Raw genomic sequence first — 15,322 nt, forward strand, 5'->3', positions numbered from 1 at the left:
GGAAAAGCGTTCCGGGGCCGCCCGGGCGGCGTGAGATCCTGGAAGGCGACCCCCGGCCAGGAGCCGGGGGTCGCCCCCAAGCCGCCGAGCCGGAAGAACACCGTGACCGTCACCGACCACAGCCAGCAGCTCATCACCGTCGCCGCGCAGGCGGCGGCCGACAAGCTCGCGCACAACATCATCGCCTTCGACGTCAGCGAGGTGCTGTCGATCACCGACGCCTTCCTGATCGCCTCCGCCAACAACGACCGCCAGGTCCGGTCGATCGCCGAGGAGATCGAGGACCAGCTGCGCGAGCAGCTGGACATCAAGCCGGTGCGCCGCGAGGGCGAGCGCGACGGCCGCTGGATCCTGCTCGACTACCTGGACATCGTCGTGCACGTCCAGCACTCCGAGGAGCGCTCCTTCTACTCGCTGGACCGCCTCTGGAAGGACTGCCCCGAGCTGCCGCTGCCCGAGGACGCCCTGGCCACGCGCAACCGGCCCGACGCCCACACCGACGAGGCCGGCAACGTCGTCGCCCCGGCCGACGACTTCGGCAAGCCCGAGGACCTGCACTGAGCCGGGACGGGCGGGGGCCGCGCGTCGTCTTCTGGCGCCACGGCCAGACCTCGTGGAACCTGGAGTCCCGCTTCCAGGGCACCACGGACATCGAACTGACCGGTCAGGGCGTCCTCCAGGCCCAGCGGGCGGCCCGGCTGCTCTCCGGCCTGCGCCCCGACCTGCTGATCTCCTCCGACCTCACCCGGGCCAAGCGCACGGCCGAGGAACTGGCCAAGGTCACCGGCCTCGACGTGCAGCACCACGAGGGCCTGCGGGAGACCTACGCGGGCTCCTGGCAGGGCCTGACCAACGCCGAGATCCGCGACCGCTTCCCGCAGGAGTACGCGGCCTGGGCGGCCGGCGAGCCGGTGCGGCGCGGCGGCGGCGAACTGGCCACCGAGGTCGCCGACCGCTCGGTGCCGGTCGTGCTGGAGGCCGTCGACAAGCTGCCGGAGGACGGGACGCTGGTGGTGGTCAGCCACGGCGGCACCATCCGCACCATGCTCGGGCGGCTGCTGGACCTGGACCCGGTCCAGTGGGAGTGCTTCGGCGGGCTGTCCAACTGCTGCTGGTCGGTGCTCGGGCAGGGGGCGCGCGGCTGGCGCCTGCTGGAGCACAACGCGGGCACGCTCCCGCAGCCGGTCATCGGCGACGACACCTGAGCGACGGGCGCGTCGCGGGGTGGGGTGGGGCGGGGCTGGGTTGCGGGCTCGCAGGGGCTTGCCGGGGGCTCGCCAGGGGCGTGCAGGGGCGTGCAGGGGCTTCGCAGGGGGCTTGCAGGGGCTCCGCGGGGGCGGATTTCGCAGTTCCGGGCCTGACCAGCTAGAGTTTTCCTCGTTCGCAGGGAAGGAACGCGGCCCGGAAGGGAAGCGGGAGATCCGACGACTGCGGGGCTATAGCTCAGTTGGTAGAGCGCTTGCATGGCATGCAAGAGGTCTGGGGTTCAATTCCCCATAGCTCCACTCCGCACCAGCGCTCCTGTTCGATCAGGAGCGCCCGTGTCGCGGGGCTGTAGCTCAGTTGGTAGAGCGCTTGCATGGCATGCAAGAGGTCCGGGGTTCAATTCCCCGTAGCTCCACAGCAGTTGAGAGGCCGTCACCCACCGGGTGGCGGCCTCTCGCGTTGCCGGGCCGCCTCCGGGGCGGGGCGCGGGCGGCAGTGCGGGGCCCGGGGTGGGGGAGCGCGGGCTCCGGGGAGGGCGAGCGCGGGTCCGAGGGAGTGGGAACGCGGGCCCCCGGGAGCGGATTCGTGGAGCACCCCCGGGACCGTGTAAAGTAGTCGATGTCGCCGAGGGAAACCGGACGGAAACGGTCGAAAGCCCCCGGTGACATCGCAGGTCAAGGGGCTGTAGCTCAGTTGGTAGAGCGCTTGCATGGCATGCAAGAGGTCCGGGGTTCAATTCCCCGTAGCTCCACAGCAGTCGAGGGCCGCCTCCCGAAATGGGAGGCGGCCCTTCGGCGTTCTGCGCATGCCACCGGCGGAACGGCGGGAAAGACCGCTACCGTCGTTCCATGGCCGATCTGGAGAGAAGGCGGAACGAGGAACTGGCCCGGATACTGCACCAGCTCGGTTGGAGTCCGGAACGGCTCGCCCGCGAGGTGAGCCTCGCCCTGCCGCCAGGCCTGGCCATCAGCTCCACCGCCCCCTACAAGTGGCGCGACCGCGGCATGGTGCCTCGCAGCCCGCACGACCAGACCGTCTGCGAAGTGCTCAGCCGCACCCTCGGCATCGCCGTCACCTACGAACAGCTCTGGGGCCGGATGGGCGGCCACCGCGGCGCCAAGATCCTCTCGCCCCGGCTGCTCACCGACCCGTGGACCGCCGACACCGCCCAGACCGCGCTGCGCGAGGCCGCCACCGACGCCGGGCCCGTCCGCCTCACCGACCTCTTCCGCGGCGCCGACCTCGACCAGGCCGCCGAACGGCTCGCCTCCCCGCCCCCGCCCGTCGGGGGCGGCGAAGGGGCGCTGCGCATCGACCCCGGCCTCGTCGGCGACCTCGGCCTGTCCTACCGCAGCAAGCAGCGGCTCGAACGCTCCTGCGGCGGCGGACTCGTCCTCGGCCCCACCCGGGCCGAACTCGCCATGCTGGCCAAGCTGTTGGAACTCGGCGCCTACGACGAACGGGTCGGCCGCGAGCTGTACGGCACGGCCAGCCGGCTCGCCCGGCTGGCCGGCTGGGCCGCGTACGACCTCGGCCACGACGCGGCCGCCCAGCGCGCCTTCGTCGCCGCCCTGCGGGCCGCCCACGTCAGCGGCGACGCCCGGCTCGGCGTCGCCGTGCTCGGCGGCCTGGTGGTGCTCGCCACCCAGGGCGCCGGCGGACGCGGCCTGGACGCCGTCGCCGCGCTCAACACGGCCCTGGCCCGGCACGGCTCCGTACTGAGCCCCGCCGGCCGGGCCCGGCAACTCGGCCGGATCGCCCGCGCGCACGGCCGCCGGGGCGAGGCCGAGCAGGCCGAGGCCGCCGCCGCCCGGGCCTTCGCCGAACTCGACGGCGTGCCCGGCACGGAGGCGGCCCGCGCCGAACTCGCCGGGATGGTGGGGGAGGGGCGGCTGGCACTCGGCCAGCACCGGATGGCCAAGGCGCTGCTCGCCGAGGCCGTCGCCGGGCTGGGGGCCGGCCGCGGGCGGTCCAAGGCGCTGCTGATGGTCCGCCTCGCCGAGACCCACCGGCGCCTCGGCGACCAGCGGGAGGCCGCCCGCACCGCGTCGCTCGCCCGGGCGCTCGCGGCGGGCATGCAGTCCGAGCGGCTGGCGCGGGCGCTGCGCGACTTCGACGCGGCGACGCGGGCGGCGGCGTCGGCGGGGCGGTGAGGCCCGTGCGGGGGCGGGCCCGGGGCCGTCGGGCCCCGGCGGATACCCGGGAGCGCGCTGATCTGCTTGCGGTACCCTGAGCCCATGCGAACCGTGCGCCTGCTCCTTAGCCGGCCGCGCTGACCAGGACCGGTTACGCCCTCGGGCGGTGCCGGAGTCGGCGTGGCGTCCCCTCCTGCGAGGGGATTTTTTGTTTTCCGCCCCCGTTCACGGGCCGGCCGTGTGCGCGGTTCGCCAACTGACATCGATGGAGCTTGAAGGACCATGAGCGAGACGACCCCTGCGTCCGGCACGGCCGAGACCGCGACCGAGCCGTTCCGGTACAGCGCCGCGCTGGCGGCGGAGATCGAGTCCCGCTGGCAGGACCTCTGGGAGAAGGAGGGCACCTTCAACGCCCCCAACCCCGCCGGTGCGCTGGCCGACCCGGAGGCCGGTGACGTCGCCGCGAAGCCGCACAGCTTCATCATGGACATGTTCCCGTACCCCTCGGGCGCGGGCCTGCACGTCGGCCACCCGCTGGGCTACATCGCCACCGACGTCTACGCCCGCTACCAGCGGATGACCGGCCACAACGTGCTGCACACGCTGGGCTACGACGCGTTCGGCCTGCCCGCCGAGCAGTACGCGGTGCAGACCGGCACCCACCCGCGGGTCTCCACCGAGGCCAACATCGCCAACATGCGCCAGCAGCTGCGCCGGCTGGGCCTGGGCCACGACCCGCGCCGCTCGATCTCCACGATCGACCCGGAGTACTACCGCTGGACCCAGTGGATCTTCCTGCAGATCTTCAACTCCTGGTACGACGAGCAGGCCGGCGGGGCCCGGCCGATCGCCGAGCTGATCGCCCGGTTCGAGTCCGGCGCGAAGCCGACCCCGGACGGGCGCCCGTGGGCCGACCTGTCCGCCGCCGAGCGCGACGAACTGCTGGGCGAGTACCGGCTGGCGTACTCCAAGGAGGTGCCGGTCAACTGGTGCCCCGGCCTGGGCACCGTCCTGGCCAACGAGGAGGTCACCGCGGACGGCCGCTCCGAGCGCGGCAACTTCCCGGTGTTCAAGTCCAACCTGCGCCAGTGGATGATGCGCATCACCGCGTACTCCGACCGCCTGATCTCCGACCTGGACCTGCTGGACTGGCCCGAGGCCATCAAGCTGCAGCAGCGCAACTGGATCGGTCGCTCCGAGGGCGCCCGGGTCGACTTCGCCGTCGGTTCCGATGAGAAGATCACCGTCTTCACCACCCGGCCCGACACCCTGTTCGGCGCCACCTACATGGTGCTGGCCCCCGAGCACGGCCTGGTCGACTCGATCGTCCCGGCCGCCTGGCCCGTGGACGTGCCCGCCGAGTGGACCGGCGGCGCCGCCACCCCCGCCGAGGCCGTCGCCGCCTACCGGGCCACCGCCGCCGCCAAGTCGGACGTCGAGCGGCAGGTCGAGGCCAAGGTCAAGACCGGCGTCTTCACCGGCGCCTACGCCGTGAACCCGGTCAGCGGCGCGTCCGTCCCGGTGTTCATCGCCGACTACGTGCTGATGGGCTACGGCACCGGCGCCATCATGGCCGTCCCCGCCCACGACCACCGCGACTTCGCCTTCGCCCGCGCCTTCGCGCTGCCGATGCGCTGCGTCGTCCAGCCCACCGACGGGCGCGGCGAGGACCCGGCCGCCTGGGACGACGCCTTCGACACCTACGACTCCGTCATCGTCAACTCCTCCCGGGACGGGCTGACGCTGGACGGGCTGAGCGTCGTCGACGCCAAGGCCGCCGTCACCGCCTGGCTGGCCGAGCGCGGCATCGGCGAGGGCACCGTCAACTACCGCCTGCGGGACTGGCTGTTCAGCCGCCAGCGGTACTGGGGCGAGCCCTTCCCGATCGTCTACGACGAGGACGGCGTCATGCACGCCCTGCCCGAGTCGATGCTGCCGGTCGAGGTCCCCGAGGTCGAGGACTACTCGCCGCACACCTACGACCCGTACGACGCCACCTCCTCGCCGAAGACCCCGCTGTCGCGCAACGAGGCCTGGGTCAACGTCGAACTGGACCTGGGCGACGGCGTCCGCACGTACCGGCGCGAGACCAACACCATGCCCAACTGGGCGGGTTCGTGCTGGTACGAGCTGCGCTACGTCGACCCGTCGAACTCCTCGGCGGTCGTCGACCCGGCCAACGAGAAGTACTGGCTGGGCCCCACGGCCACCAAGCCGGCCGGCGGCGCCGACCTGTACGTCGGCGGTGCCGAGCACGCCGTGCTGCACCTGCTGTACGCGCGCTTCTGGCACAAGGTGCTGCACGACCTGGGCCACGTCTCGTCCGTCGAGCCGTTCCACAAGCTGTTCAACCAGGGCATGATCACCGCCGACGTCTACCGCGACGAGCGCGGCTTCCCGGTGCCCGCCGCCGAGGTCGAGGAGCGCGACGGCCAGTACTTCTGGCAGGGCGAGGCCGTCAAGCGCGAGGCCGGCAAGATGGGCAAGTCCCTGAAGAACGCCGTCGCGCCCGACGACATCGCCGACGAGTACGGCGCCGACACGCTGCGCCTGTACGAGATGTCCATGGGCCCGCTGGACGTCTCCCGCCCCTGGGACACCCGCGCCGTCGTCGGCTCGTACCGCTTCCTGCAGCGGCTGTGGCGCAACGTCGTCTCGGAGGCCACCGGTGACCTGGTCGTCACCGAGGAGGAGCCGGACGAGGCGACGCTGCGTGCCCTGCACAAGGCGATCGACGGCATCCGCGGCGACATGGCCGGGCTGCGGTTCAACACGGCCGTCGCCAAGGCGATCGAGCTGAACAACTACCTGGTCAAGCGCGGCTCCACGCCGCGCGCCGTGGCCGAGCAGCTGGTCCTGGTCGTCGCACCGCTGGCCCCGCACATCGCCGAGGAGCTGTGGCGCCGGCTGGGCCACGGCGAGTCGCTGGCGCACGCCGACTACCCGGTCGCCGACCCGGCGTACGTGGTGGACGAGACGGTGACCTGCGTGGTGCAGCTCAAGGGCAAGGTGAAGGCCCGGCTGGAGGTCGCGCCGACGATCTCGGACGCCGAGCTGGAGGCGCTGGCGCTGGCCGACCCGGCCGTCGTCGCGGCGATCGGCGAGGCGCCGGTGCGCAAGGTGATCGCGCGGGCGCCGAAGCTGGTGAACATCGTTACCGGCTGAGGCTGAGAGGCCGAGGCTCAGGTCGGTCGACTGGTAGTCGGTCGGCTGAGGCTGCTGGGGCGGGTGTCCTTCGGGACGCCCGCCCTTGCTCGTGCCCGGAGCCCCGGGAGGACCCGCGAACCCTCGGGGAGATCCCCGATCTGTCCCTGATCTCCGCCGCCCGGGCCCGTTCCGTCCGCTCCGGGCCCGATCCGGCGGCTACCGTGGAACCCTCGGCAGTACGGCCCGCGTTGGGTCCGGTGGGGGCCGAAACGGTGGCGGAAGGTGGCTCGCGATGGACGCGTTCGGCGTGATGATCGGCCTGGTCCTGCTCTTCGGGATCGCGGCGTTCGTCCTGGCCGTGGTCGGCACGGTCAAGGCGGCGAAGGCCGTAGCCACGAAGATCGGGCGGCACGAGGCCAATGCCCGGCGCGCCGTGGAGAACGCGACCCTCAAGGCGAAGACCTTCACCAAGGTCGGACCGCCCGGCCAGATCGCCGCCGTCCGGCTCGGCCTGCGCACCTCGCTCGACGGCACCCGGCAGGTGCTGGAGAGCGGCCTCCCCCAGGACGGCCAGCTCGGCGAGTCCCTCGCCCTGCTCGGCAGGCTCGACACACACGCCGCCGAACTCGACGGCGAACTGCGGATGCTGGAGCGGGAGCCGGACACCGCGCGGATCGCGGCCAAGCTGCCGGAGCTGCGCGAGCGCGCCGAACGGATCACCCACTCCGCGGAGACCATGCGCTGGGCCGCGCAGGACCGGATGCACCGGTTCGCGGACGACGAGCTGAGCCGGCTCAGCCAGGAGTGCGAGAGCGAGGCGGGGGCGCTGCGGCACTGGGACACCTCGGGGGAGTCGTCGTCCGCGTCCTCCTCCGGTGGCTCCGCTGCCGGCGCCGGTTCCGCAGGCTCTGCTGCCGCCGCTGGCTCCGCTGCTGGCGCTGGTTCCGCTGCTGCCACTGGTTCCGCTGGCTCCTCTGGCTCCGCGTCCGCGTCTGCGGGTACGCGTTCAGGGGCGGCCTCCGGCGGTGCTGCGCGGGCCGGGCTGACGGACGGGAAGGGGCGCCCGAGCGCGGAGGAACTGCTCGGGCTCGCCGACCCGCTGGCCAAACTGGCCCAGCGGCTGCGGAAGCCGTCGGCGGGGCCCACGGCGGGCTGAGCACCCCGCGTCGGGTGCTGCGGCCGTGTTTCGGCGGGTGCCGCGTGCTTGTCCCGGCGGCGCCCTCGGGGCCCTTCGGGGTTCGCACCCGGGCGCTGTCCTCCCGGACGAACGGGGAGTAATCTCCGCCTCATGCCCTCTGACCTCGCACTTGTCACCGACTCCACGGCCTACCTGCCGCAGGAGACCCTCGACCGGTACGGGATCACGGTGGTCCCGCTGAGCGTCGCGGTCGGTGACGCGGTCCTGTGCGAAGGCGTTGAGATCTCCCCCAAGGACGTCGCCGAGGCGCTGCGCGACAAGCAGCGGGTGACGACCTCCCGACCGAACCCCGAGGCCTTCGCCGCCGCCTATCGGGCCGCCGCCGAGGCCGGGGCGAAGGGCATCGTCTCGGTGCACATCTCCGGCGAGCTGTCCGGCACGGTGGAGGCCGCCCGGCTGGCGGCCGCCGAGGCTCCGGTACCCGTGCGGGTGGTGGACAGCCGACTGGTCGGCATGGCCCTCGGATACGCGGTGCTGGCGGCGGCCGAGGCGATCGCGGACGGGCGGGACCTGGCGGAGGCGGCCGAGGCCGCCACCCGGCGGGCGGCCGTGACCAGCGGGTTCTTCTACGTCGACACCCTGGAGCACCTGCGCAGGGGCGGCCGGATCGGGGCGGCGCGGGCGCTGCTCGGGTCGGCGCTGGCGGTCAAGCCGCTGCTGCACCTGGACGGGGGGCGGATCGAACCGCTGGAGAAGGTGCGCACCGCGTCGCGGGCGATCGCGCGCTTGGAGGAGATCGCGGTCGAGCGGTCGGGGGGCGGGGAGGTCGACATCACCGTGCACCACCTGGCGGCCGAGGAACGGGCGGAGCCGCTCGCGGAGCGGCTGCGGGCCCGGGTGCCGGGGCTGCGGGAGCTGTACGTGGGCGAGGTGGGGGCGGTGATCGGCGCGCACGTCGGGCCGGGGCTGCTCGCGGTGGTCGTCGCGCCGCGCTGAGCGGGCCGGTCGCGCCGCGTCGCGGGCTCTGGTCAACTTTTCGCGGCACCGATCACTCGTGTGAGTGATCTGTTTTGTCCACAACCCCTGAGTTATCCACAGGGGTTCGGTAATTTCTGCGCGCTCTGCCGAGGACTCCTACCGTCCTCGGCATGACGACCATGGGCCTGGGCGCGGCGAAGCGCCACGAGATCAACGAGACCGTCCGGCTGCGGATGGCGGCGCTGCTGCCGACCGGCGGCAGCAGCGCCGTGGGCGGTGGGGCAAGGGCAGGGGTCGGGGCAGGGGCAGGGGTCGGGGCTGGCGGGCCGGTGGGCTTCGGTGCCGCGGTGGGCGCGCTCGCGTCGACCGGGCAGCCTTCGGGCGCGGTTCCGTCCGGGGCGGGGGAACGGCCTCCGCCGGCGGGGCCTGCGCCGCCTGTGCCACCTGTGCCGTTGGATTCGGTCAGGGCGGGCGGTGACATGGATCCGCCGGAGCCGGGGGCCGGGTCGGGTCTTCGATTCGGCTCGGCGATGGCACTCGACCGGCGGGCGGTGGCCGGGTTGGCCGTCCTGCTGCTGTTCGCGGTCGGCTACGCCGTGCAGCACTTCTGGCTGGCCAGACCGCAGGCGGTGGCCGTGCCGGCGTTGGCCTCCGCCCCGGTCTCACCGGTCTCACCGGATTCACCGGATTCACCGGGGGCGACATCCGCGTCCGTGCCGGCTCCGGCCTCGGGCCCGGGCCCGGACTCGGTCTCGGCGGCCGATCCCGTCGGCGCCGGGGGCGGGGCGGTCGTCGTGGTCGACATCGGCGGGCGGGTGCACCTCGCAGGCCTGCACACCCTGCCCGGCGGCTCGCGGGTGGCCGACGCCCTGCGGGCGGCGGGCGGTCCGCTGCCGGAGACGGACACCCGGAGCCTCAACCTGGCCCGGGTACTGACGGATGGTGAACAGATCCTGGTCGGCGAGCCGGCTCAGGCCTCCGCCCCGGGTGCCGGAGCCGGCAACGGACCGCCGGCGGCCGGCACGTCCAGACCGCCTGTCAGCCTCAACCGCGCAGGCCTCGAACAGCTCGACGCCCTCCCCGGCGTCGGCCCGACCCTCGCCCAGCGCATCCTCGCCTACCGCACATCGCACGGCTCGTTCCGCACGCTCGACCAGCTCCGGCAGGTCAGCGGCATCGGGGCGCGCACGTTCGCGGAACTCCGTCCGCTGCTGACCCTCTGACCTCCCCGTCCGTCCCCTTGCCCGCCTGTTCTCCCGTCCGTCCGTCTGTCGTCGTCCGTCCGTCGTCGTCCTTCGTCCGTCGCCGCCACCCGCCGAAGGGAGGTACCGCCGTGCCCGCCACCACCGAACCGAACCTGCCGAACCGCTCCACCGGTGCCGACTTCCGGCTGCTGCTTCCCGCCGTCTCGGCCTGGGTGGTGACGGCCGCGCTCCTCGGCCTGGAGCCGGGGTACGACGTCCTCGCCTTCGGCCTGGCGGGTGCCGCCGCGCCGGCGGCCGTCCTGCTGCTCGTCAGGCCCGCGCTCCTGCGCCGACGCGCAGCGGCGGTGACCTTGGCCGCCGTCCTGCTCACCGGAGCCGCCGCGGCGGTGGCCACCCCTCTGCACACCGCCGATCTGTACCGGGGGCCGCTGCCGGAGCTCGTCCGAGCGGCCGAGCACGCCCCGCCGCGGTCCCCGGGCGAGCCCGCTCGGGTGGTGGAGGCGGAGCTGACCGTCGCCGGGGACCCGAAGGCCCACACGGCCCGGGGCGGGACCACCGGCGGGCAGACCCTCCTCACCGTCGACGCGGTGGCCGACCGGGTCACGCTCCTGCCGGACGGGCGGAGCACCCGGACGCGGACCCCGGTGACCGTCATGGTCCGGGGCGCGGAATCCGGGCCCTGGCAGGGGCTGCTCCCGTCGGAGCGGCTGGCGGTGGAGGCCGAGGTGCGGCCCGCGGGAGACGGCTACGACACCTCGTGCGCGGCGCTGCTGGTCGTCCACGGCCCGCCCCGGCACCTCGCACCGCCGAGCCTGCCGCAGCGGATCGCCGGGCGGCTGCGTGCCGGTCTGCGCACGGCCAGCGACGGGCTCCCGCCGGACGCGCGCGGACTGCTCCCGGGCCTGGTCGTGGGGGACACCTCGCGACTGCCCGACGACCTTGAGGACGCCTTCCGGGCCACCGACCTGGTGCACCTGGTGGCGGTGAGCGGGGCCAACCTGGCGATCGTCCTCGGCGCGCTGCTGGGCGCCCCGGGGCAGGCCGGCACCCCGGAACGGCGCGGGCTGGCCGCGTTGCTGGGGCTCTCGCTGCGCACCAGCGCGCTGCTCGGGACGGCGCTGACGCTGGCCTTCGTCGCCGTCTGCCGGCCGGAGCCCAGCGTGCTGCGCGCGGCCGGGACGGGGCTGATCGGCATGCTCGCGCTGGCCACCGGCCGGCCCCGGCAGGCGGTGCCCGCGCTCGCCGGGGCGGTCCTGGTGCTCGTCCTGCTCGACCCGTTCCTGGCGCGTTCCTTCGGATTCCTGCTCTCGGTGCTCGCCACGGCCGGGCTGCTCGTCCTCGGGCCGCACTGGGCCGAGGCGCTGCGGTCCCGGCGCTGGCCGCACCACCTGGCGGGTGCCCTGGCGGCGACGGCCGCCGCCCAGGCCCTGTGCGCGCCGGTGACGGTGGTGCTGTCCGGGCACGTCAGCCTGGTCGCGATCCCGTGCAACCTGCTGGCCGAACTGGCGGTGGCCCCGGCGACCTTGCTCGGCTTCGGGGTGCTCGTGCTGCAGCCGCTCCTCCCGGACCTGGCCCGGCTGCTCGCGGAGCCGGCCGGCGTGCCGGTCGGCTGGCTCGCCCTGGTGGCGCGGCGCGGTGCCGAACTTCCGGGCAGCCAACTTTCCTGGCCGGGCGGGTGGTTCGGGACGGCGACGGTCGCGCTGGCCACCCTGGCGGTCTGCTGGGTGATGCCGCTCCTGCTGCCACGGCGGGCGCCGTCCGGCAAGCCCGTCCGCGCCCGGCGGCGGTGGGTGCGGGCGCTGGTGGCGGGGGTCCTGCTCGTGGTCCTGCTGGCCGTGCTGCTGCGGCCACCGCAGCTCACCCGGATCGCGACCGGCTGGCCGCCGCCGGGGTGGCGGATGGTGATGTGCGACGTGGGCCAAGGGGACATGCTGGTGCTCGCGGCCGGTGCACAGGACAGTGCGGTGGTGGTCGATGCGGGGCCGGATCCGAACGCCGCCGACAGGTGCCTACGGGATCTGGGTGTCACGGAAGTGCCGTTGTTGGTGGTGACGCACTTCCACGCCGATCACGTCGAGGGTGTGCCGGGGGTGTTCCGGGGCCGCCGGGTCGGAGCGATCGAGGGCACGACCCTGGACGATCCACCGAGTGAGGCGGCCCGGGTGGCGGGCTGGGCGGCTGGTGCCGGAGTCCCGCTGCTGCGCGCGGGGCGCGGTGAACGGCGCGGGGCTGTCCTGGGAGGTGGTCTGGCCCGACGCCGGGGCGGCTGCCGAGGCACCGGGGGCGAACAATGCGAGCGTCGCGCTGGTGGTGTCGGTGGCGGGCGGACTGCGGATGGCGTTGCTCGGGGACCTCGAACCGCCCGCCCAGTCGGCGCTGCTGGGCCGGTTGGGGCGGGTGGACGTCCTGAAGGTGGCGCACCACGGATCCGCGCATCAGGACTGGGCCTTGACCGGTGCGTTGCGTCCCCGGCTGGCATTGATCTCGTGCGGCGAGGGAAACGCGTACGGGCATCCGTCCGTGCGGACGGTGGACCGGCTGCGCGCGCTGGGCGCGAGCGTGCTGCGCACCGATCGGGTGGGCGACATCGCGGTGACGGGCGGCTCGCCGGCCGTCCTCGGGGTGTCCGTGCACCCGCAGACGGCGCACGAGGCGCGCAAGCCCCGCTCGCACGCTGCGGACGGAGCGCCCGACTCCCGTACCGGGCGGGGCCCGCACACTCCGCGAGCCCCGCCCGGCTGACCCCGCCCTCCTCTCCTCCCAGCCATCAGGTGGGGGAAGGGAAAGGGGTGGGGGTGGGGAGGAGGGCGGGGGGCGGGGCGGGGCCCGGAGAACGATCGCGGCGCGCTCCGGGCCCTGCCCGGAGCGCGCCGAAGTACGGGCACCTACGGTGGTGCGTCGCGCTCGACCGTCGAGCGTGAGCTGTTGGCAGGGCCGGCCGGGTCAGCAGGAGATGTTGCCGCCGCCGACGTCGGTGCCGAGGATGCCGACGAAGTTCTGGAAGAGGTTGATGCGGTCGTTGCGCTCGTCCGGGTTCTGGCCGTTGCATTCCAGGGCGCCGTTGATGCTGCGGATGGTCTCGCCGAAGCCCCTGCCGTTGACGATGGCGTCGTGCGGGGTCATCGTCCCGGCGCCGTTCTGGGTGTCCCAGAACCAGAGGCCGGTCTTCCAGGAGACGGCGGGGTCCTGCTCCACCTGGTAGGGGTTGTCCAGCAGGTCGATGTTCAGGGCGTCGCCCGCCGCCTTGTAGTTGAAGTTCCAGCTGATCTGGAGCGGGCCGCGCCCGTAGTAGGCGCTCTGGCCGGCCGGACAGCCGTAGGGCTGCGAGGCGTCGCAGTAGTGGCTGTAGTTGGCGGTGTTCTGCTCGACGACGTACCGCAGGCCGCCGGTCTCGTGGCTGACGTTGGCGAGGAAGGCGGCCGCCTCCCGCCTGCGCGTCGCGTCGTCCCCGGTGGTGGCGAACCCGGGGTAGGCGCTCAGCGCATTGACCAGGCCGTCGTACGTGTAGAAGGAGTTCCGGTTCGGGAACATCTGGTTGAACTGGGCCTCGCTGACCACGAACCCGTCGGCGGAGGCGGGCGTCGCCGGAACGGCGACCGCCAGCCCGCTCGCGACTGCGGCGGCGCTCAGCACGGCCAGAACGCGGGACCGGGTCCGGGACAGGGCGCGGGATACGGACATCTGCACTCCTTCGGTGGCGTGGACCGAGCCGCTGAGCCCCTGCGGGCAGCCGGCTCGGACGCTCAAGGATTCGTGGCCGAAGCAACGTGCGCAGAATGACACGCACTTGGTGTGAGGAGGCACGGAATTGACGGTGAATCACTCGACGGGGGTGTGGCTCGTCGAGGGTTGACGCCGAGGTGGTCGGACCCGGCGGCGCGGGGTGGAGGTGGCCTCGTGCTCCTCGGCCCGGAACGGGCGCAGCGCCGCGTCCGGGTCCGTTCCCCTCGAAGGTTCCGGGCCGGGCCGGGGTCCGGCCGTCGGTGTCAGCCTTCCTCGCGCCAGCCCTCGTGTTCGACGGCGATGGCGTCCAGGGCGTGCAGCAGGGCCGGGGTCCAGCCGTCCTCCGGGGGCTCGACGACGACCAGCCACTGGGCGTCCTCGGCGTCGTCCTCGCCGGCCAGGGCGTCCCGGACGAGGTCGAGCTCGCCGAGGTCGGGGTGGGCGGCGCTGAGCTCCTCGGCGGCGTCCTCGGCGGCGTCGCGGTCGGGCAGGACGAGCAGTTGCCGGGCGTGCGGGTCGTTGACGTCCGGCAGGTCGGTGGTGTGGTTCTCGGTCACCGGACCATTCTCCAGGTCGGGTGATCGGCACGGTCGGGCAGGTCGGGTAGGTCGGGCCGGAGAGGCGGGACCGGGCGGGGCCAGGGGCCGGGGTCGCCCCGGGCGGGAGTGTCCGCGCCCCGTGGGATGCTGGTAGGCGATGGCCAGGAAGAGTGCACCCGACGACCTGCTCGCCCCGCTGACCCTCGCGGTCGGCCAGGAGGAGCTGCTGCTGGACCGCGCGGTCGCCCAGGTGGTGGCGGCGGCGAAGGCGGCGGACCCGGACACCGACGTGCGGGATCTGCCGCCCGGCGGCCTGCAGCCGGGCAGCCTGGCCGAGCTGACCACGCCGTCGCTGTTCGCCGAGCGCAAGGTGATCGTGGTGCGGGCCGCGCAGGACCTCTCCGCCGACTCGGTGAAGGAGGTCAAGGCGTACATCGAGGCGCCGGCCGAAGAAGTGATCATGGTGTTGGCGCACGCGGGCGGGGCCAAGGGCAAGGGCCTGCTGGACGCCGGGCGCAAGGCGGGCGGTCGCGAGGTGGCGTGCGCGAAGCTGACCAAGGCGAGCGAGCGGCTGGCCTTCGTCCGGGGTGAGTTCCGTACGCTGGGCCGCTCGGCGACGCCGGAGGCCTGCCAGGCCCTGCTGGACTCGCTCGGTAGCGACCTGCGCGAGCTGGCGGCCGCGTGCAGCCAGTTGACCTCGGACGTCGAGGGCGCGATCGACGAGACGGTGGTGGCCCGCTACTACAGCGGCCGGGCCGAGGCGACGGGTTTCGAGGTGGCCGATCTGGCGGTCACCGGCCGGGCCGCGGAGGCGTTGGAGCGGCTGCGCTGGGCCCTGGCGGTGGGCCAGCCGCCGACCGGCATCACCTACGCGCTGGCCTCCGGCGTGCGCAGCATCGGGCGGCTGGCGACCACCGGGCGGAACATGCGTCCGGCGGACCTGGCCCGCGAGTTGGGCATGCCGCCGTGGAAGGTCGATCGGGTGCGCCAGCAGATGCGCGGCTGGACGGGCGACGGGGTGGCCACCGCGCTGACCGCGATCGCCCAGGCCGACGCCGCCGTCAAGGGCGGCTCGGACGATCCGGCCTTCGCGCTGGAGCGCGCGGTGGTGGCCGTCGCCCGGGCGGCCCGGGCCGGGTCCCGCCCGGCGTACTGACGGCGCGGCCACCGGACCGGACCCGTCCACCGGACCGGACCCGTCCACCGGACCCGGCCCGCGCCTGCCCGGCCACCCGCCGACCCGCCTGCCAC

General features: G+C 74.0%; 10 protein-coding genes, 3 tRNA genes and 1 pseudogene. 12 read left to right on the forward strand and 2 right to left on the reverse strand.

Annotated elements, in window-relative coordinates; genetic code table 11:
* Window positions 1–102 precede the first annotated feature (102 nt).
* The 11 genes and pseudogenes from rsfS (at window position 103) to AB0P03_RS15000 (ending at window position 12,551) form a co-directional block, all read left to right on the forward strand.
* Complete coding sequence (gene rsfS, locus AB0P03_RS14950) at window positions 103–561, forward strand: ribosome silencing factor (RefSeq protein WP_063347541.1); 459 nt, start codon at window positions 103–105, stop codon at window positions 559–561.
* A complete protein-coding gene (locus AB0P03_RS14955) occupies window positions 558–1,205 on the forward strand; it encodes a histidine phosphatase family protein (protein ID WP_363620420.1) in 648 nt (215 codons plus the stop codon). The genes rsfS and AB0P03_RS14955 overlap by 4 nt, the downstream gene beginning before the upstream one ends.
* A 227-nt stretch (window positions 1,206–1,432) precedes the next feature.
* Window positions 1,433–1,505 (forward strand) — tRNA-Ala (locus tag AB0P03_RS14960).
* 43 nt (window positions 1,506–1,548) lie between these two features.
* Window positions 1,549–1,621, forward strand: a tRNA-Ala gene (locus AB0P03_RS14965).
* A gap of 263 nt (window positions 1,622–1,884) precedes the next feature.
* Window positions 1,885–1,957 (forward strand) — tRNA-Ala (locus tag AB0P03_RS14970).
* Between the two features lie 97 nt (window positions 1,958–2,054).
* Window positions 2,055–3,359, forward strand: coding sequence for a hypothetical protein (locus AB0P03_RS14975; RefSeq protein WP_350878238.1), 1,305 nt, complete (start codon window positions 2,055–2,057; stop codon window positions 3,357–3,359).
* 264 nt (window positions 3,360–3,623) lie between these two features.
* Entirely contained in the window at window positions 3,624–6,506 is a 2,883-nt protein-coding gene (gene leuS / locus AB0P03_RS14980; RefSeq protein ID WP_363629200.1) for a leucine--tRNA ligase, read from the forward strand.
* Window positions 6,507–6,780: 274 nt separating this feature from the next.
* Entirely contained in the window at window positions 6,781–7,644 is an 864-nt protein-coding gene (locus AB0P03_RS14985; RefSeq protein ID WP_363629201.1) for a hypothetical protein, read from the forward strand.
* Window positions 7,645–7,776: 132 nt separating this feature from the next.
* Complete coding sequence (locus tag AB0P03_RS14990) at window positions 7,777–8,622, forward strand: DegV family protein (RefSeq protein ID WP_363586403.1); 846 nt, start codon at window positions 7,777–7,779, stop codon at window positions 8,620–8,622.
* A gap of 512 nt (window positions 8,623–9,134) precedes the next feature.
* Entirely contained in the window at window positions 9,135–9,827 is a 693-nt protein-coding gene (locus AB0P03_RS14995) for a helix-hairpin-helix domain-containing protein (RefSeq protein WP_363629203.1), read from the forward strand.
* Window positions 9,828–10,111: 284 nt separating this feature from the next.
* Window positions 10,112–12,551 (forward strand): annotated as a pseudogene (locus AB0P03_RS15000) (ComEC/Rec2 family competence protein).
* 201 nt (window positions 12,552–12,752) lie between these two features.
* Here the strand turns inward: AB0P03_RS15000 and AB0P03_RS15005 are convergent.
* Together AB0P03_RS15005 and AB0P03_RS15010 are read right to left on the reverse strand one after the other, a co-directional pair.
* Window positions 12,753–13,490 (reverse strand): chitinase, encoded by a 738-nt coding sequence (locus tag AB0P03_RS15005; protein WP_363588276.1) that lies wholly within the window; start codon window positions 13,488–13,490, stop codon window positions 12,753–12,755.
* A 305-nt stretch (window positions 13,491–13,795) separates the two neighbouring features.
* Window positions 13,796–14,089 carry a hypothetical protein gene (locus AB0P03_RS15010; RefSeq protein WP_363588274.1) on the reverse strand — a complete coding sequence of 98 codons (294 nt, stop codon included), beginning with the start codon at window positions 14,087–14,089 and terminating at the stop codon, window positions 13,796–13,798.
* 139 nt (window positions 14,090–14,228) lie between these two features.
* Between AB0P03_RS15010 and holA the strand changes: the two genes are divergently transcribed.
* Window positions 14,229–15,227 carry a DNA polymerase III subunit delta gene (gene holA / locus AB0P03_RS15015; RefSeq protein ID WP_363588272.1) on the forward strand — a complete coding sequence of 333 codons (999 nt, stop codon included), beginning with the start codon at window positions 14,229–14,231 and terminating at the stop codon, window positions 15,225–15,227.
* Window positions 15,228–15,322: the final 95 nt, after the last annotated feature.

Source organism: Kitasatospora sp. NPDC088779 (assembly GCF_040685395.1).
Classification (GTDB): domain Bacteria; phylum Actinomycetota; class Actinomycetes; order Streptomycetales; family Streptomycetaceae; genus Kitasatospora.

Bases quoted from the DNA above. Each gene is read 5' to 3' on its own strand.
- AB0P03_RS15005 (WP_363588276.1), bottom strand. From the start codon at position 13,490: ATGTCCGTATCCCGCGCCCTGTCCCGGACCCGGTCCCGCGTTCTGGCC.
- leuS (WP_363629200.1), top strand. From the start codon at position 3,624: ATGAGCGAGACGACCCCTGCGTCCGGCACGGCCGAGACCGCGACCGAG.
- AB0P03_RS14995 (WP_363629203.1), top strand. From the start codon at position 9,135: ATGGCACTCGACCGGCGGGCGGTGGCCGGGTTGGCCGTCCTGCTGCTG.
- holA (WP_363588272.1), top strand. From the start codon at position 14,229: ATGGCCAGGAAGAGTGCACCCGACGACCTGCTCGCCCCGCTGACCCTC.
- AB0P03_RS14990 (WP_363586403.1), top strand. From the start codon at position 7,777: ATGCCCTCTGACCTCGCACTTGTCACCGACTCCACGGCCTACCTGCCG.
- AB0P03_RS14985 (WP_363629201.1), top strand. From the start codon at position 6,781: ATGGACGCGTTCGGCGTGATGATCGGCCTGGTCCTGCTCTTCGGGATC.
- AB0P03_RS14975 (WP_350878238.1), top strand. From the start codon at position 2,055: ATGGCCGATCTGGAGAGAAGGCGGAACGAGGAACTGGCCCGGATACTG.